This is a genomic window from Citrobacter sp. Cm038 (genome assembly GCF_030333105.1).
In the GTDB taxonomy this organism is placed as follows: domain Bacteria; phylum Pseudomonadota; class Gammaproteobacteria; order Enterobacterales; family Enterobacteriaceae; genus Citrobacter; species Citrobacter murliniae.
Map to the genome: position 1 here is coordinate 466,870 of NZ_JAOWGO010000025.1, position 21,058 is coordinate 487,927.

The 21,058-nt window shown below is 51.4% G+C and carries 19 protein-coding genes; 16 read left to right on the plus strand and 3 right to left on the minus strand.

Going from position 1 to position 21,058, the window contains the following annotated elements:
- Positions 1-17 precede the first annotated feature (17 nt).
- Entirely contained in the window at positions 18-1,043 is a 1,026-nt protein-coding gene (locus OGY01_RS21675; RefSeq protein WP_200011885.1) for a LysR family transcriptional regulator, read from the plus strand.
- Positions 1,044-1,083: 40 nt separating this feature from the next.
- Here the strand turns inward: OGY01_RS21675 and rne are convergent, their stop codons facing one another.
- Positions 1,084-4,332 carry a ribonuclease E gene (gene rne / locus OGY01_RS21680; protein ID WP_286493682.1) on the minus strand — a complete coding sequence of 1,083 codons (3,249 nt, stop codon included), beginning with the start codon at positions 4,330-4,332 and terminating at the stop codon, positions 1,084-1,086.
- Positions 4,333-4,904: 572 nt separating this feature from the next.
- Between rne and rluC the strand changes: the two genes are divergently transcribed.
- A complete protein-coding gene (rluC, locus tag OGY01_RS21685) occupies positions 4,905-5,858 on the plus strand; it encodes a 23S rRNA pseudouridine(955/2504/2580) synthase RluC (RefSeq protein ID WP_286493686.1) in 954 nt (317 codons plus the stop codon).
- An 80-nt stretch (positions 5,859-5,938) separates the two neighbouring features.
- Here the strand turns inward: rluC and OGY01_RS21690 are convergent, their stop codons facing one another.
- Entirely contained in the window at positions 5,939-6,523 is a 585-nt protein-coding gene (locus OGY01_RS21690; protein ID WP_200011879.1) for a Maf family protein, read from the minus strand.
- Between the two features lie 197 nt (positions 6,524-6,720).
- On the opposite strand from OGY01_RS21690, the gene yceD reads away from it, so the two are divergent.
- From yceD to ptsG, 14 genes are all read left to right on the plus strand, one after another.
- The gene (gene yceD / locus OGY01_RS21695; RefSeq protein ID WP_003036239.1) at positions 6,721-7,242 is read left to right on the plus strand and encodes a 23S rRNA accumulation protein YceD; all 522 of its coding nucleotides are present in this window, start codon (positions 6,721-6,723) and stop codon (positions 7,240-7,242) included.
- 16 nt (positions 7,243-7,258) lie between these two features.
- On the plus strand, positions 7,259-7,432 hold the full coding sequence (gene rpmF / locus OGY01_RS21700) for a 50S ribosomal protein L32 (protein ID WP_003036242.1): 174 nt from the start codon (positions 7,259-7,261) through the stop codon (positions 7,430-7,432).
- A 123-nt stretch (positions 7,433-7,555) separates the two neighbouring features.
- On the plus strand, positions 7,556-8,635 hold the full coding sequence (plsX, locus tag OGY01_RS21705; protein ID WP_071828916.1) for a phosphate acyltransferase PlsX: 1,080 nt from the start codon (positions 7,556-7,558) through the stop codon (positions 8,633-8,635).
- Between the two features lie 77 nt (positions 8,636-8,712).
- Entirely contained in the window at positions 8,713-9,666 is a 954-nt protein-coding gene (gene fabH / locus OGY01_RS21710) for a beta-ketoacyl-ACP synthase III (RefSeq protein ID WP_045441710.1), read from the plus strand.
- 15 nt (positions 9,667-9,681) lie between these two features.
- Positions 9,682-10,611, plus strand: coding sequence for an ACP S-malonyltransferase (fabD, locus tag OGY01_RS21715; RefSeq protein WP_045441712.1), 930 nt, complete (start codon positions 9,682-9,684; stop codon positions 10,609-10,611).
- 12 nt (positions 10,612-10,623) lie between these two features.
- Positions 10,624-11,358, plus strand: coding sequence for a 3-oxoacyl-ACP reductase FabG (gene fabG / locus OGY01_RS21720; protein WP_005129017.1), 735 nt, complete (start codon positions 10,624-10,626; stop codon positions 11,356-11,358).
- A gap of 154 nt (positions 11,359-11,512) precedes the next feature.
- Positions 11,513-11,749: an acyl carrier protein gene (acpP, locus tag OGY01_RS21725; RefSeq protein ID WP_000103754.1), complete on the plus strand. Its 237-nt coding sequence runs from the start codon at positions 11,513-11,515 to the stop codon at positions 11,747-11,749.
- A gap of 86 nt (positions 11,750-11,835) precedes the next feature.
- Positions 11,836-13,077, plus strand: a complete 1,242-nt coding sequence (gene fabF / locus OGY01_RS21730) for a beta-ketoacyl-ACP synthase II (protein ID WP_286493687.1) — start codon at positions 11,836-11,838, stop codon at positions 13,075-13,077.
- A gap of 138 nt (positions 13,078-13,215) precedes the next feature.
- Positions 13,216-14,025 (plus strand): aminodeoxychorismate lyase, encoded by an 810-nt coding sequence (pabC, locus tag OGY01_RS21735; protein ID WP_048221653.1) that lies wholly within the window; start codon positions 13,216-13,218, stop codon positions 14,023-14,025.
- A 2-nt stretch (positions 14,026-14,027) separates the two neighbouring features.
- Positions 14,028-15,050 carry a cell division protein YceG gene (gene yceG / locus OGY01_RS21740; protein ID WP_048221652.1) on the plus strand — a complete coding sequence of 341 codons (1,023 nt, stop codon included), beginning with the start codon at positions 14,028-14,030 and terminating at the stop codon, positions 15,048-15,050.
- Positions 15,040-15,681: a dTMP kinase gene (tmk, locus tag OGY01_RS21745; RefSeq protein WP_045441726.1), complete on the plus strand. Its 642-nt coding sequence runs from the start codon at positions 15,040-15,042 to the stop codon at positions 15,679-15,681. Before yceG ends, tmk begins: the two co-directional genes overlap by 11 nt.
- A complete protein-coding gene (gene holB / locus OGY01_RS21750) occupies positions 15,678-16,682 on the plus strand; it encodes a DNA polymerase III subunit delta' (protein ID WP_045441728.1) in 1,005 nt (334 codons plus the stop codon). The genes tmk and holB overlap by 4 nt, the downstream gene beginning before the upstream one ends.
- A 10-nt stretch (positions 16,683-16,692) precedes the next feature.
- Positions 16,693-17,490 carry a metal-dependent hydrolase gene (locus OGY01_RS21755; RefSeq protein WP_225760765.1) on the plus strand — a complete coding sequence of 266 codons (798 nt, stop codon included), beginning with the start codon at positions 16,693-16,695 and terminating at the stop codon, positions 17,488-17,490.
- A gap of 293 nt (positions 17,491-17,783) precedes the next feature.
- Positions 17,784-19,217: a PTS glucose transporter subunit IIBC gene (gene ptsG / locus OGY01_RS21760; RefSeq protein ID WP_045441733.1), complete on the plus strand. Its 1,434-nt coding sequence runs from the start codon at positions 17,784-17,786 to the stop codon at positions 19,215-19,217.
- Between the two features lie 52 nt (positions 19,218-19,269).
- On the opposite strand, the gene OGY01_RS21765 is transcribed toward ptsG, so the two are convergent.
- Positions 19,270-21,048, minus strand: coding sequence for an aminopeptidase P family protein (locus OGY01_RS21765; protein ID WP_286493688.1), 1,779 nt, complete (start codon positions 21,046-21,048; stop codon positions 19,270-19,272).
- Positions 21,049-21,058: the final 10 nt, after the last annotated feature.

Sequence of the window (21,058 nt, forward strand, 5' to 3'; positions counted from 1 at the left end):
GATTCCTCAATCACAAGATGTACGGCTATTTTTATCTTTCAGTGGGTGGTTCGGTAGCGAGTGTGGTGGTAAAACAGTTATACGTTTGGCGTATGGTGACTGCGGGAATGATTAAAACAGAACGTATAGACAGGGTTGAGCTGATGCGGACATTTGTACGTATCGTTGAAGCGGGATCGCTATCTTCGGCGGCAAAACAGATGGGTACAACCCAGGCGACTATAAGCCGGAGGCTGCAGTCTCTTGAAACATTGCTGGGCGTTAAACTGATTTTACGCACCACTCATGCGATGAAATTAACTGATGACGGTGAGCGTGGATATCATCACGCCAGGCATATTATTGATGCCTGGCTGGCGCTGGAAGATGGTCTCAATGTTAAGGAAGACGACCCGGTAGGTACGCTTCGGGTACGGGCACCACATGCGTTCGGCCAGCAGCAGCTCCTTGAGCCGCTATTACAGTTTCTTTCACGCTACCCGCAGCTCTCGGTGGAGTGGATGCTCAATGACAAAACGGTTGATTTTCTCAGCGATAATATAGATTGCGCCATCAGAGTCGGGGCCGAGGTCGATCCGGCAACGGTCTCGGTATTACTGGCTGAAGTTCCCCGTAGCATGGTGATCAGTCCGAAACTGCTGATGCAGTATCACGAGATTACGCATCCTGAGCAGTTATCATCGCTGCCCTGGATCGCGCTAAGCACATTTTATCAACGTAGCGTGTCGTTGCTTCACCAACAGAACAATGAACCCTTTACGGTAAATATTTCTCCCAGGTTAAGCACGGACAGTATTTATGTTGCAAGAAATGCAGCCCTTGCAGGGCTGGGAGTGGCGATTGTTTCAAGTTGGATGGTAGAAGAGGATATTGTTCATGGGCGCCTGGTAGAGCTGTTACCAGACTGGCATGCAGCGTCACTGCCGGTTCATTTGGTATACCCCTGGGCGCGCTATTATCCTACCCGATTGCGTAAATTTTTGGCGCTGATGAAGGATGTAATGCCACGACTGGCGGGAATGAAGCGCGTAGACGAGATATAAAAAAGCCGACCCGAAGGTCGGCTTTTGTGACGATTATGTCTTACTCAACAGGCTGTGGGCGCGTTGCTGGCGCTGTGGCCTGATGTGTGGCGCTATGCCCGCCTGCTGCACCTTTACCATCAAAGGCGAAAGCAGGGCGCTGCCAGTCGCTTTGACGCGGCGCTTCCGGCACATATTCCGGTGCAGGTGCGCGGGTCATTGGTGCGGTTGCATGGCTGTGGGCCGCCAGGATTTCCACAGTAGCAGGAGCGCTTGCTGTAGCGGTTTCTTCAGCCACCACGACGGGGGCAATAACGTCAACGTCATCTTTTGGTGCTTGCGCAACCGGTGTTTCATCAACAGTCTCTTCAACCACTTCTGGCTGGGAGACCGCGACTTCAACAGGCTCTTCGACAACTGGCGTTTCAGCCACTTCAGCGACTTCTGTAACAGGTTCGGCTTCTGAAGCAATTTTTTCAGCAACAGGTTCGTCGGATTCAGCGATGATCTGCGGTTGTTCCTCGACCGGCGCAGCAATAACTTCAGGATGCGTAGTTTCAACAACGGTAGCCTGAGGTTCAGCAACAATGGCTTCAGTCACAACCGGTGCTTCCGCTACTGCTTCAACCACAGGTTCAGCTACGGTTTCAACGACAGCAGCAATGGCTTGCTGTTCAGCGACAACCGGTTGGACAGGTGTAACTTCCTGCTCGCGCTGCTCTTCAACATGCATATCCTGAGGACGCGCGACAGGGTAGCTGATCCACACTTTACCGGACGCTAATTCCGGAGAAGCACATGCAACAGTTAACGGCATCGGTGACTGAACCGGGTAACGCTCGTCACGATAACGACGGCGACGTTGTCCGCTTACACGCAGATGGCGAGGAGAACGGCGGGAACGACGCGGCATACCGTTGGAATCGCGCGCTTCGCTGTTGTCTTCCTGCTCCGGTGCAACGACAGCTGGCAAATCAACTTTCGCCAGTTCGGTACGTTGGGCTGGTACAACTGGCGCAACCTGCTGAACAACTGGGGCTTCAGCAGCTATCGCTGCGGCAACCACTTCAGCTTCGACCGGCGCACTATCAGTGAAACGGACTTTCTGGTTTAACTGACGCTGTTTACGGCGGGTCTGAGGCTGGCGTACGCGCTCTTCCTGTTCCGTGTCCTGTGCCGGTTGTTCAGCCAGATTCAGTTCTTTAACTTCCTGCTGTGCCTGACGTTTATCGTCGTTACGACGGCGATTGCGTTCACGGCGCGGAGCCTGCTGCTCGTCACCTGATTTCGCTTTGTCAGCGGCATCGTTAGACTGCTGGCGGTTATCACGTGTTTCAGCATTTTGCTGCTGCGCCTGGCGACGGTTACGGCGATTTTCATCACGGTTCTCGCTGCTTTCAGCGCGCTCATTGCGGTTATCACGATCGCCACGGTTATCGCGATTATCACGGCGATCGTTACGGTCGCGACGATTGTTTTGACGTGGTTTGCGACGATCCTGCTGGCGTTCGGATTTCTCTTCAGCTTTCGGAGCTGGTTGCTCAACAGGTTTCACTTCGTCATTGCCACCGAAGATAGACTTCAGCGCGCCGAGGAAACGGCTAAACAAACCAGGCTGTGCAGATTCAGTTGCGGTTGCCGTGGCTTTTGGTGCGGTAGCCGCTTTAACGGCTGGCTCCTGCAGAGCAGGCGCAGGCGGAACATCTGGCATTGCGAAGGTCGCAAGTGCCGGTTGTTCAGGCTGTTTACGCTCGACATATTCTTCTTCTGTCGGCAATGCCATCGCTTCTTCGTGCAGTTTCGGCAGCAGGTAACTCAGGGTTGGAGTCTCTTCCCCTTTACGCACGCGCAGTACGGAATAGTGCGGGGTTTCCATCTGATCGTTTGGCACGATCACACAGCGCACGCCGTTCTGGCGGGTTTCAATGGCATTGACCGCAGTGCGTTTTTCGTTGAGCAGGTAAGACGCAATTGGCACAGGAACAATTGCGTGAACTTCCTGAGTATTCTCTTTCAGCGCTTCTTCTTCAATCAGACGCAAAATAGAGAGTGACAGCGATTCGTTATCACGCACGGTGCCAGTGCCGCTACAGCGCGGGCATACGTGATGACTGGATTCACCCAGTGACGGACTCAGACGCTGGCGAGACATCTCCAGCAGGCCGAAACGGGAAATATGGCTGATCTGAATACGAGCTCTATCCTGACGTACGGCTTCACGCAGACGGTTTTCTACCGCACGCTGGTGACGAACCGGAGTCATATCGATGAAGTCGATGACGATCAGACCGCCCAGGTCGCGCAGACGTAACTGACGAGCAATCTCATCGGCGGCTTCGAGGTTGGTGTTAAATGCGGTCTCTTCGATATCTCCACCGCGTGTTGCGCGTGCGGAGTTGATGTCGATGGCGGTCAGTGCTTCGGTGCTATCAATAACGATAGAACCACCGGAAGGCAGGCGGACTTCACGCTGGAATGCAGATTCAATCTGAGACTCGATTTGATAATGGCTGAACAGCGGAATTTCACCGGTGTAGAGCTTAATCTTGCTGCTGAAATCCGGACGACCTAACGCAGCGATATGCTGACGTGCCATCTCCATCACTTTCGGGTTATCGATGAGAATTTCACCAATATCCTGACGTAAATAGTCGCGGAATGCGCGAACAATTACGTTGCTTTCCTGGTGGATCAGGAACGGAGCAGGGCGGCTTTCAGCTGCTTTTTGAATCGCTTCCCAGTGTTTCAGGCGGAAACTCAGGTCCCACTGCAGCGCTTCGGCGGATTTGCCGACGCCTGCGGTACGCACGATAAGCCCCATACCATCAGGTAGTTCCAGGCTTGCCAGCGCTTCTTTTAATTCGGTACGGTCATCGCCTTCAATGCGACGAGAGATACCACCCGCGCGCGGGTTATTCGGCATCAGAACCAGATAGCTGCCAGCCAGACTGATAAAAGTGGTCAGCGCAGCACCTTTATTGCCGCGTTCTTCTTTATCAATCTGAACAATTACTTCCTGGCCTTCGCGCAACACATCTTTAATGTTTGGACGACCATGGGAGTTGTAGTTTGCGGGAAAGTATTCGCGGGCAATTTCTTTTAACGGGAGGAAACCGTGACGTTCAGCGCCGTAATCAACAAAAGCAGCTTCCAGGCTCGGTTCAATACGGGTAATTTTGCCTTTATAGATGTTTGCTTTTTTCTGCTCGTGTCCAGGACTTTCGATATCCAGATCGTACAGACGCTGCCCATCTACAAGGGCGACACGCAACTCTTCCTGCTGAGTTGCGTTAATTAACATTCTTTTCATCGTAACTTACTCATTATTCTTACATTGACGACTAAGCTGCGGGCAGAGTAATGCCTTTCCGGGTGTGAACCGATGGCCTCGTGTCTATTCGCGTCGCCAACCTCACGGTTATCGTCAGCTCAAAGAGGCGCAGAGTGTCGGTTGCCTGTATTTCATACGGAAACACAGCGCAATTATCAGGGGAACAGTCTGGGAAAACTCTCCAGAGAAGCTTCCTTTTACCGGTAAGGACTGCAACCCGCAGCCCGCTAACTGCCTGAAAGATCAATACGTCTTACGCCATTGCTGCGTTGATGATCGGTCGGGCAAAATTGGGTCATTCCGGAAAAGTTCTTGTTTTAACAAGATTCAACACGGAGACGACCACATTATTCCACTGCTAACCTTGTTATAGCAAGATGACTTTTGCCATTTATCACCCGGTTACTCACAGTTTTTACACTTCCGCAGAGTGATTGGTTTAATAACCATCAAATTGGAACTGTCAAACTTAAGTAATAGGGTATAGCAGTTAATATAAGCATAGAAAAATGTGTGGCGCGAATCTTGATGGCTATTTAAAATCGGCCCCCATGAAAACAGAGACTCCAGCCGTAAAAATAGTTGCCATTACTGCCGATGAAGCAGGGCAACGCATCGACAACTTTTTACGCACCCAGCTCAAAGGTGTGCCGAAAAGTATGATTTATCGCATTTTGCGTAAAGGCGAAGTGCGGGTGAACAAAAAACGCATCAAACCCGAATATAAGCTCGAAGACGGGGATATTGTGCGTATACCACCTGTGCGCGTGGCTGCGCGTGAAGAAGAAGCTATTTCACCGCATCTGCAAAAAGTTGCGGCGCTTACTGATGTCATTTTATATGAAGATGACCATATTCTGGTGCTCAACAAGCCCTCAGGCACTGCTGTGCATGGCGGCAGTGGGTTAAGTTTTGGCGTGATTGAAGGCTTACGTGCGCTACGTCCCGAAGCGCGTTTCCTCGAGCTGGTGCATCGCCTCGACCGTGATACCTCAGGCGTGCTGTTGGTTGCCAAAAAGCGTTCAGCGTTGCGTTCGCTGCATGAGCAACTGCGGGAAAAAGGGATGCAGAAAGACTATCTGGCGCTGGTAAGAGGTCAGTGGCAGTCGCATGTCAAAGCCGTGCAGGCACCGCTGTTAAAGAATATTTTACAAAGCGGTGAGCGTATTGTGCGAGTTAATCAGGAAGGCAAGCCATCGGAAACGCGCTTTAAAGTAGAGGAGCGTTATGCGTTTGCCACTCTTGTACGCTGTAGCCCTGTGACCGGGCGTACGCACCAGATTCGTGTACATACACAGCATGCAGGGCATCCGATTGCGTTTGACGATCGCTATGGCGACCGTGAGTTCGATAAACAATTGGCTGGCACGGGGTTGTCCCGACTCTTTCTGCACGCTGCAGCATTGAAGTTTACCCATCCGGGCACTGGTGAAGTTATGAGAATTGAAGCGCCGATGGATAAACAGCTGAAACGCTGCCTTGAGGTGTTACGTAATAAAGCCTGATAGAGCTTTGCTTATCAGGCCTGTGGGGAGTGTTTCGTTGTGGGCCTGATAAGACGCTTTAGCGTCATCCGGCCCGTCAACTAGGCCTTCAGTGGGTTCATTTCTTCCCGGCGCAACATCTGGCACAGCGCTATCAGAGGCAGACCAATCAGCGTGTTAGGGTCGCGACCTTCCAGACGCTCGAATAGAGCAATACCTAGCCCTTCACTTTTAAAACTTCCGGCACAATGTAGCGGACGCTCTTTGCGCACATAATCTTCTATTTCTGTTTCGCTTAAATGACGAAAGTGGACATCAAACGGTTCGACTTCGGTTTGTAAATGTCCGTTCGCGGAATTATAAAGTGCCAGCCCGGTATAAAAAGTGACAATATTGCCACTGGCTTTAGCTAATTGTTGTCTCGCTTTTTCTTCTGTTAACGGCTTTCCGGTTATTTCTCCATCAAGCACACAAATCTGATCTGAACCAATAATCAGGTGCGAAGAAAAACGGTGGGCAAGGGATTGCGCTTTCTCCTGTGCCAGACGTAATACCAGATGTCGAGGTGTTTCGCCGGGTAACGGTGTTTCATCAACCTCAGGTGCTGCACATTCGAATGGGATAGCCAGTTTTTCGAGCAATGCGCGACGCCAGGGAGAGGTAGACGCAAGAATCAGTTGAGGCATATTTTTTCCCCCGCATATAGCGTAATGATGAGAGCCATTTTAAACTATGGACTTCGTCCTTCAAGCTGGCTGCGATGGCTTGTCTTGATCGATTTTAAGTCGATGACCCGCAATGTGTGCGAATTATTGGCAAAAGGCAACCTCAGGCTGCCTTTTTCTTTGACTATATGACGTTACAAAGTTAATATGCGCGCCCTATGCAAAAGGTAAAATTACCCCTGACTCTTGATCCGGTTCGTACGGCTCAAAAACGCCTCGATTATGAAGGTATCTATACTTCTGATCTGGTTGAGCGCGTCGCCGATTCTGTAGTCAGTGTGGACAGTGATGTGGAATGCTCCATGTCGTTCGCGATCGACAACCAACGCCTTGCGGTTATAACCGGCGATGCAAAGGTATCGGTTACGCTCGAATGTCAGCGTTGCGGGAAACCGTTCCCACTTCATGTTCACACAACATATTGTTTTAGTCCTGTCCGTTCAGACGAGCAGGCTGAAGCACTCCCGGAAGCGTATGAGCCGATTGAGGTTAACGAATTCGGTGAAATCGATCTGCTTGCAATGGTTGAAGATGAGATTATCCTCTCCTTGCCGGTAGTTCCGGTGCATGATTCTGAACACTGTGAAGTGTCCGAGGCGGACATGGTCTTTGGCGAATTGCCTGATGAAGCGCAAAAACCAAACCCATTTGCCGTATTAGCCAGCTTAAAGCGTAAGTAATTGAGGAGTAAGGTCCATGGCCGTACAACAGAATAAACCAACCCGTTCCAAACGTGGCATGCGTCGTTCTCATGACGCTCTGACCGCAGTCACCAGCCTGTCTGTAGACAAAACTTCTGGTGAACAACACCTGCGTCACCACATCACTGCCGACGGTTTCTACCGTGGCCGTAAGGTAATCGCTAAGTAATCACGCTATTGCTCGACGGACTTCGCACTTCTGTGAGAAAGATGAAGAGTACAAGCGTGATGAAGCTTAGTGAGGCTTTCCCCGGGTAACTGGGGAAACACCTAACCGGGCAGCGACGATACCTTGACACGTCTAACCCTGGCGTTAGATGTCATGGGGGGAGATTTTGGCCCTACCGTGACAGTGCCTGCAGCACTGCAGGCACTGAATTCTAATTCGCAACTCACACTTCTTTTAGTCGGGGATCCCGATACAATCACGCCATTACTTGCCAAAGCTGACTTCGAACAACGTTCACGTCTGCAGATGATTCCTGCTCAGTCAGTTATTGCCAGTGATGCCCGGCCCTCGCAGGCTATCCGCGCCAGTCGTGGAAGCTCAATGCGTGTTGCCCTGGAGCTCGTGAAAGAAGGTCGAGCACAAGCCTGTGTGAGCGCCGGTAATACGGGCGCACTTATGGGACTTGCGAAGTTATTACTCAAACCCCTTGAGGGGATTGAGCGTCCTGCGCTGGTGACGGTATTACCTCATCAGCAAAAGGGCAAAACGGTGGTACTGGATTTAGGTGCCAACGTGGATTGCGACAGTAATATGTTGGTGCAATTTGCCGTCATGGGTTCCGTGTTGGCAGAAGAGGTGGTTGGGATTGCCAATCCTCGGGTCGCATTGCTCAACATTGGCGAAGAAGAAACCAAGGGTCTCGATAGCATTCGGGACGCTTCTGCTGTGCTAAAAACAATCCCTTCTATCAACTATATCGGCTATCTTGAAGCCAATGAGTTGCTGACCGGCAAAACTGATGTGCTGGTTTGTGACGGCTTTACAGGTAATGTCACATTAAAGACGATGGAAGGTGTTGTAAGAATGTTCCTTTCACTGCTGAAGTCTCAGGGTGAGGGCAAAAAACGGTCGTGGTGGCTGCTGTTATTAAAACGTTGGTTACAAAAAAGCCTGACGAGGCGATTCAGTCACCTCAACCCCGACCAGTATAATGGCGCCTGTCTGTTAGGATTACGCGGCACGGTGATTAAAAGTCATGGTGCGGCCAATCAGCGAGCATTTGAAGTCGCGATAGAACAGGCAGTGCAGGCGGTGCAGCGACAAGTTCCTCAGCGAATTGCCGCTCGCCTGGAATCGGTATACCCAGCTGGATTCGAACTGCTGGACGGTGACGAAAGCACAAATTCGCGGGTGCACAGATAACAGTGTGGTCGTGAATGAAGTCAACGTACCAGTGATTTGCTCGTGGCGGTATATAACCAAAAAGTGACTGAGCGTACATGTATACGAAGATTATTGGTACCGGCAGCTATCTGCCTGAACAAGTGCGTACTAACGCCGATTTGGAAAAAATGGTCGAGACATCTGATGAGTGGATCGTCACTCGTACAGGTATCCGTGAACGCCATATTGCAGGGCCAAACGAAACAGTTGCGACGATGGGCTTTGCCGCCGCAAACCGCGCTATTGAAATGGCCGGCATCGATAAAGAACAAATTGGTTTGATCGTGGTAGCTACCACGTCATCAACACACGCATTTCCAAGTGCAGCGTGCCAGATTCAAAGTATGCTGGGAATTAAAGGCTGCCCGGCGTTTGATGTCGCTGCGGCTTGCGCTGGCTTTACCTACGCGCTGAGCGTTGCCGATCAATATGTTAAGTCAGGCGCGGTGAAACACGCTCTGGTAGTCGGTTCTGATGTGCTGGCGCGTACTTGCGATCCAACCGATCGTGGGACGATCATCATTTTTGGTGATGGTGCGGGCGCAGTGGTACTGAGCGCCTCAGAAGAGCCAGGCATCCTCTCTACACATCTGCATGCTGATGGGCGTTACGGAGAACTGCTGACGCTGCCTAATGCCGATCGTGTGAACCCGGAAAACTCGATTCATCTGACGATGGCGGGTAACGAAGTATTTAAAGTCGCAGTTACCGAGCTTGCTCACATCGTTGATGAAACGCTGGAAGCAAATAATCTTGACCGTTCTGCGCTGGACTGGCTGGTACCACATCAGGCAAACCTCCGCATTATCAGCGCAACAGCGAAAAAGCTGGGTATGTCGATGGATAATGTCGTGGTAACGCTGGACAGACATGGCAATACGTCCGCTGCTTCCGTACCGTGCGCACTGGACGAAGCTGTCCGTGACGGGCGCATTAAAGCAGGGCAACTGATATTGCTTGAGGCCTTTGGTGGTGGATTCACCTGGGGCTCCGCGCTGGTTCGTTTCTAGTATAAGGATTTAATCATGACGCAATTTGCATTTGTGTTCCCGGGACAGGGTTCTCAAACCGTTGGGATGTTGTCTGAAATGGCAGCAGCTTACCCATGCGTAGAAGAAACTTTCGCTGAAGCTTCAGCAGCGCTGGGCTATGATTTATGGGCACTGACTCAACAGGGGCCGGCGGAAGAACTGAATAAAACCTGGCAGACACAGCCGGCACTGTTAACCGCCTCTGTCGCGCTGTATCGCGTTTGGCAGCAGCAGGGCGGTAAAACGCCTGCACTGATGGCAGGGCATAGCCTGGGTGAATACTCTGCACTGGTGTGTGCGGGTGTCATCAATTTTGCTGATGCCGTACGTCTGGTTGAACTGCGTGGTAAATTCATGCAGGAAGCTGTACCGGAAGGCACTGGCGGCATGTCTGCTATCATCGGTCTGGATGACGCATCCATTGCGAAAGCGTGTGAAGAGTCAGCCGACGGTCAGGTCGTTTCTCCGGTAAACTTTAACTCACCGGGTCAGGTGGTTATTGCCGGGCATAAAGAAGCTGTTGAACGTGCAGGTGCCGCCTGTAAAGCTGCTGGCGCTAAGCGTGCACTGCCGTTGCCGGTTAGCGTGCCATCTCACTGTGCGCTAATGAAGCCTGCGGCTGATAAACTGGCCGTTGAGCTGCAGAAAATCACTTTCAACGCACCGACTGTACCGGTTGTTAACAACGTTGACGTGAAATGCGAAACAACAGCAGATGCCATCCGCGACGCGCTTGTTCGTCAGTTATATAGCCCAGTTCAGTGGACCAAAACTGTTGAGTTTATGGCATCCCAGGGCGTAGAACACCTGTATGAAGTTGGCCCGGGTAAAGTCCTCACCGGCCTGACGAAACGTATTGTTGACACCCTGACGGCTTCGGCACTGAATGAGCCGGCGGCGCTGTCTGCGGCACTTTCGCAATAAAAGAGGAATATCATGAGTTTTGAAGGAAAAATCGCGCTGGTAACCGGTGCAAGCCGTGGCATTGGCCGCGCAATTGCTGAAACACTTGTTGCCCGTGGCGCGAAAGTTATCGGTACTGCAACCAGCGAAAGTGGTGCGCAGGCCATTAGCGATTACTTAGGTGCAAACGGTAAGGGTCTGATGTTGAATGTGACCGATCCTGCATCTATCGAATCTGTTCTGGGAAATATCCGCGCAGAATTTGGTGAAGTCGATATTCTGGTCAATAATGCCGGGATTACTCGTGATAACCTGTTAATGCGCATGAAAGATGACGAGTGGAACGATATCATCGAAACCAACCTGTCATCTGTTTTCCGTCTGTCAAAAGCGGTAATGCGCGCTATGATGAAAAAGCGTCATGGTCGTATTATCACTATCGGTTCTGTGGTTGGTACCATGGGAAATGCGGGTCAGGCTAACTACGCTGCGGCGAAAGCGGGTCTGATCGGCTTCAGTAAATCATTGGCGCGTGAAGTTGCGTCCCGTGGTATTACTGTAAACGTTGTTGCTCCGGGCTTTATTGAAACGGACATGACGCGTGCGCTGTCTGATGATCAGCGTGCGGGTATTCTGGCACAGGTTCCTGCGGGTCGCCTTGGTGGCGCTCAGGAAATTGCCAGTGCGGTTGCATTTTTAGCTTCTGACGAAGCAAGTTACATCACTGGTGAGACTTTGCACGTCAACGGCGGGATGTACATGGTTTAACCACGATGAAAAAGATTTGCGTTATTCTAGGGATTAGCCTCAAAATAACGTAAAATCGTGGTAAGAACTGCCGGGATTTAGTTGCAAATTTTTCAACATTTTATACACTACGAAAACCATCGCGAAAGCGAGTTTTGATAGGAAATTTAAGAGTATGAGCACTATCGAAGAACGCGTTAAGAAAATTATCGGCGAACAGCTGGGCGTTAAGCAGGAAGAAGTTACCAACAATGCTTCCTTCGTTGAAGACCTGGGCGCGGATTCTCTTGACACCGTTGAGCTGGTAATGGCCCTGGAAGAAGAGTTTGATACTGAGATTCCGGACGAAGAAGCTGAGAAAATCACTACCGTTCAGGCTGCCATTGATTACATCAACGGCCACCAGGCGTAAGTGAACATCTCCAGGCGGTCATTCGACCGCCTGAGTTTTATCTTTTTATCCCACTTGAATCATTTTTCCCTCCCTGGAGGACAACCGTGTCTAAGCGTCGTGTAGTTGTGACCGGACTGGGCATGTTGTCTCCTGTCGGCAATACCGTAGAGTCTACCTGGAAAGCTCTCCTTGCCGGTCAGAGTGGCATCAGCCTGATCGACCATTTCGATACTAGCGCCTATGCAACGAAATTTGCTGGCTTAGTAAAGGATTTTAACTGTGATGACATTATCTCGCGCAAAGAACAGCGCAAGATGGATGCCTTCATTCAATATGGAATTGTCGCTGGCGTTCAGGCCATGCAGGATTCTGGCCTCGAGATTACGGAAGAGAACGCTCACCGTATTGGCGCCGCTATTGGCTCCGGTATTGGCGGTCTCGGTCTTATCGAAGAAAACCATACCTCACTGGTAAACGGTGGACCGCGTAAGATTAGCCCGTTCTTCGTTCCGTCGACGATTGTTAACATGGTGGCTGGTCATCTGACCATCATGTATGGTCTGCAAGGACCAAGCATCTCTATCGCGACCGCCTGTACTTCAGGCGTGCATAACATCGGTCATGCTGCACGTATCATTGCATACGGCGACGCAGACGCGATGGTCGCGGGTGGTGCAGAAAAAGCCAGTACGCCGCTGGGTGTCGGTGGTTTTGGCGCAGCACGTGCGCTGTCTACGCGTAATGATAACCCGCAAGCGGCGAGCCGTCCGTGGGACAAAGAGCGTGACGGATTTGTGCTGGGTGACGGTGCGGGCATGGTTGTACTCGAAGAGTACGAGCATGCAAAAGCGCGCGGCGCAAAAATTTATGCTGAAGTGGTCGGCTTTGGGATGAGCAGCGATGCTTACCATATGACGTCACCACCGGAAAACGGTGCAGGTGCTGCACTGGCGATGGTTAACGCATTGCGTGATGCGGCTATTGAACCTGGTCAGATTGCCTATGTTAACGCACATGGCACATCCACACCGGCAGGCGATAAAGCTGAAACCCAGGCAGTAAAATCTGTCTTTGGCGATGCTGCACGTAGCGTAATGGTCAGTTCGACCAAATCCATGACCGGACACCTGTTAGGTGCGGCGGGTGCTGTAGAGTCAATTTTCTCTATTCTGACGCTGCGCGATCAGGTTGTTCCACCAACCATCAACCTGGATAACCCGGATGAAGGTTGTGACCTGGACTTCGTGCCGCACGAAGCGCGTCAGGTTAGCGGTATGGAATATGCGCTCTGTAACTCCTTTGGTTTCGGTGGTACCAACGGTTCCTTGATCTTTAAAAAGATCTAAGTGCCTGCAGGTGATGCGTTAGCGTCCTTGCCAGATGAAAAAAAGGTCCGCTTGTCGGACCTTTTTTTATTCGATTTTCTATCCTTGTCCTGGGTTACTCATCCTGCCAAACTAGCGGACCACGAATAAGGAGCCACCATGTTCTTAATTAATGGCTGTCAGCAGGATATGCTGGCTGCGAGCGATCGGGCGACGCAGTTTGGTGATGGCTGTTTCACCACGGCGCGAATTATCGACGGTAAAGTTAGCCTCCTTGCGGCGCATCTCCAGCGTTTACAAGACACCTGCCAAAAATTGCTGATCTCCTTCGAGAAATGGCCCGAACTGCAACGGGAAATGGAAATGTTAGCAGTGGCCCATGCCCGTGGTGTATTGAAGGTGATCATCAGTCGTGGCAGCGGAGGTCGAGGCTACAGTGGCGCCAACTGCCATAGTGCCAGCCGTATCCTCTCTGTTTCTGCCTGGCCTGCACATTATGATTGCTGGCGAGAGCAAGGAATCACCCTCGCGTTAAGCCCCGTCCGTCTGGGGCGCAATCCAATGCTTGCCGGACTGAAGCACCTAAACCGTCTGGAACAGGTGCTGATTAGGTCTCATCTTGAGCAGACAAACGCCGATGAGGCTCTGGTCCTTGACAGCGAGGGATGGGTTACGGAATGCTGTGCGGCTAATTTATTCTGGCGTAAAGATAATGTGGTTTACACTCCCCGCCTGGATCAGGCAGGTGTAGATGGCATTATGCGACAATTCTGTATGCGAGTGCTGGCACAATCTCCTTTCCAGATTGTCGAAGTAAATGCCCGGAAGGAGGAGGTTATGCAGGCTGATGAGATGATCATTTGCAATGCGTTAATGCCTGTTATTCCCGTGCGTGCATGTGGCGACATACAGTTGTCTTCACGTTTATTATTCGATTTTTTAGCCCCACTTTGTGAGCACCCAAATTAGTCATGAAAAAATTGTTACTCGTTGTCGTTTTATTACTGGTTGTGCTGGGCATTGCCGCGGGAGTGGGAATGTGGAAAGTTCGCCATCTGGCGGATAGTAAATTATTGATCAAAGAAGAAACGATTTTTACGCTTAAAGCCGGCACTGGTCGACTGGCGTTAGGCGAACAGTTGTATGCAGACAAGGTTATCAATCGTCCGCGCGTGTTTCAGTGGTTGTTGCGTATTGAGCCGGATCTTTCGCATTTTAAAGCGGGAACCTATCGCTTTACACCTGACATGACCGTGCGGGATATGCTGAAACTGCTGGAAAGCGGTAAAGAAGCGCAGTTCCCGCTACGTCTGGTAGAGGGGATGCGCCTGAGCGATTACCTCAAACAACTGCGTGATGCGCCATTTATTAAACATACGCTCAGCGATGATAACTACGAGACCGTTGCTAAGGCGTTGAAACTGGAAAACCCTGAGTGGGTGGAAGGTTGGTTCTGGCCTGATACCTGGATGTATACCGCCAATACCACAGATGTCGCGCTGTTGAAACGCGCGTATCAAAAAATGGTTAAGGCTGTGGATACCGTCTGGGAAGGTCGTGCTGAAGGTCTGCCTTACAAAGATAAAAATCAACTGGTGACGATGGCCTCTATCATTGAAAAAGAAACGGCGGTTGCCAGTGAGCGCGACCAGGTAGCCTCGGTATTTATAAACCGGTTACGTATTGGCATGCGTCTGCAGACCGATCCAACCGTGATTTACGGGATGGGGACACGTTATAATGGCAAATTGTCGCGTGTGGATTTAGAAACCCCGACCGCCTATAACACCTATACCATTACGGGGCTGCCACCGGGTCCGATTGCCATGCCTGGAGAAGCCTCGTTGCAGGCTGCTGCACATCCGGCAAAAACGCCGTATCTCTATTTTGTGGCTGATGGAAAAGGTGGTCACACGTTTAACACTAATCTTGCCAGCCACAACCGGTCGGTACAGGATTATCTGAAAGTGCTTAAGGAAAAAAATGGGCAGTAATTACATCGTCATTGAGGGCCTGGAAGGCGCCGGAAAAACCACTGCGCGCGATGTGGTAGTGGAGACACTTGAGCAACTCGGTATTCGCGACATGGTTTTTACCCGCGAGCCAGGCGGCACCCAGCTCGCAGAGAAATTAAGAAGTCTGGTGCTGGACATCAAATCGGTCGGTGATGAGATTATTACCGATAAAGCGGAAGTCCTGATGTTTTACGCCGCACGCGTACAACTGGTGGAAACCGTTATTAAACCTGCGCTGGCAAAAGGCAGTTGGGTGATTGGCGATCGTCATGATCTGTCGACCCAGGCTTATCAGGGCGGCGGACGCGGAATTGACCAGACTATGCTGGCAACGTTGCGTGATGCGGTACTGGGGGATTTTCGCCCTGACCTGACAATTTATCTGGATGTGACACCCGAGGTAGGTTTAAAACGTGCCCGCGCTCGTGGCGAACTGGATCGCATTGAACAGGAATCGTTTGATTTCTTCAATCGCACGCGTGCCCGCTACCTTGAACTGGCCGCTAAAGATTCCAGTATTCGGACTATTGATGCGACGCAACCCCTTGAGGCTGTGATGAGTGATATCCGTAATACCATCACCCACTGGGTGCAGGAGCAGGGCGCATGAAATGGTATCCATGGTTACGACCGGATTTTGAAAAACTGGTAGCCAGTTATCAGGCGGGTCGTGGTCACCATGCGTTACTGATTCAGGCGTTACCAGGCATGGGGGATGACGCGCTGATTTACGCCCTCAGCCGCTATCTGATGTGCCAGCAACCTGAAGGTCATAAAAGCTGTGGACACTGTCGCGGATGCCAGTTGATGCAGGCGGGAACACATCCTGACTACTATTCGCTGCTCCCGGAAAAAGGCAAAAGTACACTGGGCGTTGATGCGGTTCGCGAAGTCAGTGAGAAACTGTATGAGCATTCTCGTTTGAGTGGTGCGAAGGTGGTGTGGATCCCTGATGCAGCCCAGTTGACCGATGCCGCTGCCAACGCTCTGTTGAAGACTCTGGAAGAGCCACCGGCACAGACCTGGTTTTTCCTCGCCAGTACGGAACCTGCACGTTTATTGGCTACATTACGTAGCCGTTGTCGCTTGCATCACCTTGCTCCCCCGGCAGAATCGTACGCAATTTCCTGGCTTGCCCGTGAGGTGACGGCCTCACAGGATGCACTTCTTAGCGCATTACGCTTGAGCGCAGGCTCGCCTGGTGCGGCATTAGCGCTGTTACAGGCAGAAAGCTGGACGCACCGTACTGATTTCTGTGCGGCACTGGCCAATACATTGCACTCTGGCGACTGGTATATGCTGATGGCCGTGCTAAATCATGAGCAGGCTGCTGTCCGCTTACACTGGCTGGCGACGCTGCTTACGGATGCTCTTAAACGTCCATATGGTGTTTCCCATCTGACTAATCCCGATGCTCTGGCATTGATATCATCAATCGCTGAACGCTTCACTGCCGCACAGATACAGGCAATACTTGGTGATGTTTGTCATTGCCGTCAGCAGTTGCTAAATGTGACGGGCGTAAACCGTGAGCTGGTATTAACCGATCTTATCCTCCGCATAGAGCATTATCTGCAACCAGGCACTGTGCTGCCTGTTCCCCATATTTGAGAGAGACATTATGTTTTTAGTCGACTCACACTGCCATCTTGATGGCCTGGATTATCAATCTTTGCATAAGAACGTGGATGACGTGCTGGCGAAAGCGGCCGCGCGTGATGTGAAGTTCTGTCTTGCCGTTGCGACCACGTTACCAGGATACCGCAGCATGCGTGAACTGGTTGGTGTGCGTGACAATGTGGTTTTCTCCTGTGGCGTGCATCCGTTAAATCAGGATGAGCCATATGATGTTGAAGAGCTGCGTCGTTTTGCCGCCGAGGAGGGCGTGGTGGCGATGGGCGAAACCGGGCTGGACTATTTTTATACGCCAGAAACGAAGGTTCGCCAGCAGGAATCATTCATTCACCACATCCAGATTGGTCGCGAGTTACAGAAACCGGTGATTGTTCATACCCGCGATGCGCGAGCGGATACGCTGTCGATTCTGCGCGAAGAAAAAGTGACGGATTGTGGCGGCGTACTACACTGTTTTACAGAGGACAGGGAAACTGCGGGCAAATTGCTGGATCTCGGATTCTATATTTCCTTCTCTGGCATCGTCACGTTCCGTAACGCCGAACAACTACGCGATGCTGCACGCTATGTACCTCTGGACCGTTTGTTAGTTGAGACCGATTCTCCCTACCTTGCGCCGGTGCCGCATCGTGGAAAAGAGAACCAACCGGCAATGGTTCGTGATGTCGCAGAGTACATGGCTGTCTTGAAAGGTGTTGCCGTTGAAGAACTGGCGCAGATCACCACCGATAACTTTGCCCGCCTGTTTCACATCGACGCATCTCGCCTGCAATCTGCCTGTTAACTGAGTTTTTTTAAAGCTCGTAATTAATAAGTAAAGCGAGTAAAGTTCACCGCCCCAGAATGGGCGGTGAGTAACCAGTTGGAAACATTCAGATACTCATTTTATCGGAATGTGCGAATTTTGCGGCCACCCACAACTGAATTGTGATAGCCGTCAAACAAAAACGAACTGAATTATTTTACTCTGTGTAATAAATAAAGGGTACTTAGATGCCCTGTCCACGGCGAGGTTCTCCCCCCTCGCCAATGCGTGAGAACGTAGAAAAGCACAAATACTCAGGAGCACTCCTAATTATGTTTAAGAATGCATTTGCTAACCTGCAAAAGGTCGGTAAATCGCTGATGCTGCCGGTATCCGTACTCCCTATTGCAGGTATCCTGCTGGGTGTCGGTTCCGCTAACTTCAGCTGGCTGCCAGCCGTTGTATCGCATGTAATGGCAGAAGCAGGCGGATCTGTTTTTGCAAACATGCCGCTGATTTTCGCCATCGGTGTTGCGTTAGGCTTCACCAACAATGACGGTGTATCCGCCCTGGCTTCAGTCGTCGCCTATGGCATCATGGTTAAGACCATGGCTGTGGTTGCGCCGCTGGTTCTGCATTTACCTGCAGAAGAAATCGCCGCTAAACACCTGGCTGATACCGGTGTTCTCGGGGGGATTATCTCCGGTGCGATCGCAGCGTATATGTTCAACCGCTTCTACCGTATCAAACTGCCTGAGTATCTGGGCTTCTTTGCCGGTAAGCGCTTTGTTCCTATCATTTCTGGTCTGGCTGCCATCTTCACGGGTGTGGTTCTGTCCTTCATTTGGCCGCCAATCGGTACTGCTATTCAGACGTTCTCCCAGTGGGCTGCGTATCAGAACCCGGTAGTGGCATTCGGTATCTACGGCTTCGTTGAACGCTGCCTGGTACCGTTTGGTCTGCACCATATCTGGAACGTTCCTTTCCAGATGCAGATCGGTGAGTACACCAATGCTGCGGGCCAGGTGTTCCACGGTGATATTCCTCGTTATATGGCAGGTGACCCGACTGCGGGCAAACTGTCCGGTGGCTTCCTGTTTAAAATGTACGGTCTGCCGGCTGCTGCTATTGCAATCTGGCACTCTGCAAAACCGGAAAACCGCGCGAAAGTGGGCGGTATCATGATCTCCGCGGCGCTGACCTCGTTCCTGACCGGTATTACCGAGCCGATCGAGTTCTCCTTCATGTTCGTGGCACCGATCCTGTACATCATCCACGCGATTCTGGCAGGTCTGGCATTCCCAATCTGTATCCTGCTGGGTATGCGTGACGGTACATCGTTCTCCCACGGTCTGATCGACTTTATCGTACTGTCCGGTAACAGCAGCAAACTGTGGCTGTTCCCGATTGTCGGCCTCGGCTATGCAATCGTCTACTACACCATTTTCCGTGTACTGATCAAAGCGCTGGACCTGAAAACTCCGGGTCGTGAAGACGCCACCGAAGACAGCAAAGCGGGCGCGACAGGTGAAATGGCTCCGGCTCTGGTTGCTGCGTTTGGTGGTAAAGAAAACATCACTAACCTGGATGCGTGCATCACTCGTCTGCGTGTCAGCGTTGCTGACGTTGCCAAAGTTGATCAGGCTGGCCTGAAGAAACTGGGTGCTGCGGGCGTCGTGGTTGCTGGTTCCGGTGTTCAGGCTATCTTCGGGACTAAGTCCGATAACCTGAAAACTGAAATGGATGAATACATCCGTAACAGCTAAGCAGTAAGACGTTGGGGAGAACTAAGGCAGCCTGAGGGCTGCCTTTTTTACGTTAATTGGCCTGAACACGAATCGGTGCTGTGGCTGCAAATAGCCATGGACGTGCGTCACTGTCCACGCGTGGCGACAGTGTTTCTCTTACCTGCTGGTGGTAGTCATCAATCCACTGCTTTTCTGTTTCGCTCAACAGATGTAACTCAACCAGGTTCAAATCGATAGGGACCTGCGTCAGTGAGGCGAACCGGCAAAAGCCTGGACGACTCTCGATAATCTCTACCTGATTCTCGATGCGGATCCCATATTGACCTGCCAGATAATATCCCGGCTCGATAGTAATAATATTGCCTGCGACCAGAGGCCAGGGATTTACTTTTTTGGCAATACGGTGGGGCTGCTCATGAATCAGTAGCTGGTGGCCCACGCCATGTCCGGTGCCATGATCGTAATCCAGCCCCAGCTCCCAAAGAGCCCGACGACTAAACGCATCCAGTTGATGACCCTGAGTGCCGCTGGGGAATTGTAGTGTGATCAGCGATATAAAGCCTTTCAGTACTGCCGTATAGTGCAGTCGGCGCTGCGGATCCTGTGGGCCAAAGGCGAGGGTACGCGTCGTATCTGTGGTACCGTTTTGATACTGACCACCGGAGTCATTCAGATACATGGCCTGTGAGGTAATCGGCGTATCTGTCTTTTCACTGGAATGATAATGACACATCGCCGCATTACTGGCTGAAGCAGAAATAGTGCCAAAACTTTGCTCAATAAACCCGGGTTGTTGCTGGCGAAACGTCAACTGTTTGGCCTGTGCTTCCAGCTCGGTTACCGGATTACCGGCCGCCTCACGTAGTGGTACTTCATGCGCCAGCCAGGCGAGGAAGTTAACCCACGCAGCACCATCCTGTTCATGGCATTCACGATAGCCTGCCAGTTCAGTGTCATTCTTATGAGCTTTAATCAATGTGATTGGATCCGGGGCCCAAAGAACTTCACCTCCGTTCTGTTCAATCGCAAAACGCAAAGCAACCGGGGCATAGTCCTTATCAACCAGAAAACGTTTTCCCTGTGCCAGTTGCTGGCAGCGAGAGAGAAAACCCTCTTGTGGTGCAAGGGTCAACGTGCTCAGCAGGGCTTCGGGTAACTGCTTTGTTTTGTTGGTATCAACAAACCACTCCAGTTCGCCGGTGCGGTGCAGCAGGGCAAATGAAAAAGGGACGGGGACCATATCAAGATCTGAACCACGCACATTGAGCAGCCAGGCAATATTATCAGGAAGGGTAATAGCCAGAGTATCAGCCTGATGCCGGGCAAGTTGGTCTACGATCCGCGCACGTTTTTGTGTACTGCTTTCACCGCTGATTTCAACAGGCATTTCCCGGATGATGCCGCACGGTGCCGCAGGACGATCGAGCCATATCTGGTCGAAAGGATCGGTTTCCAGAGCCACCAGTTCGCAATGGGTGGCCGACAGGGATTCAAACTGGCTGTTAACCATCAACAGGGGTTCAAAGCCAATACGAGTGCCTGGTGCGACGTGTTCCTGTAAATAGTCCGCCAGCGGCTCATCGTGCAGATGATGAATTTCAAAATCATCAAGGGAGACTTCGTTACGTACCTGAACCTGATAGCGTCCATCGACAAACATTAAGGCGCGATCGCGAAGGACTAACGCCAGGCCTGCTGAGCCGCTAAAGCCTGTGAGCCAGGCCAGTTTATTGTCGTGTGGCGTGCAATCCTCGCTCTGGTGCGCATCAGCGCGTGGAACAATCATACCGTCAAGCCCCAGGGCCAACAGTAGATTGCGCAGAGCGGAAAGGGGAGTTGAGTTGTGCATAGTTACCTTC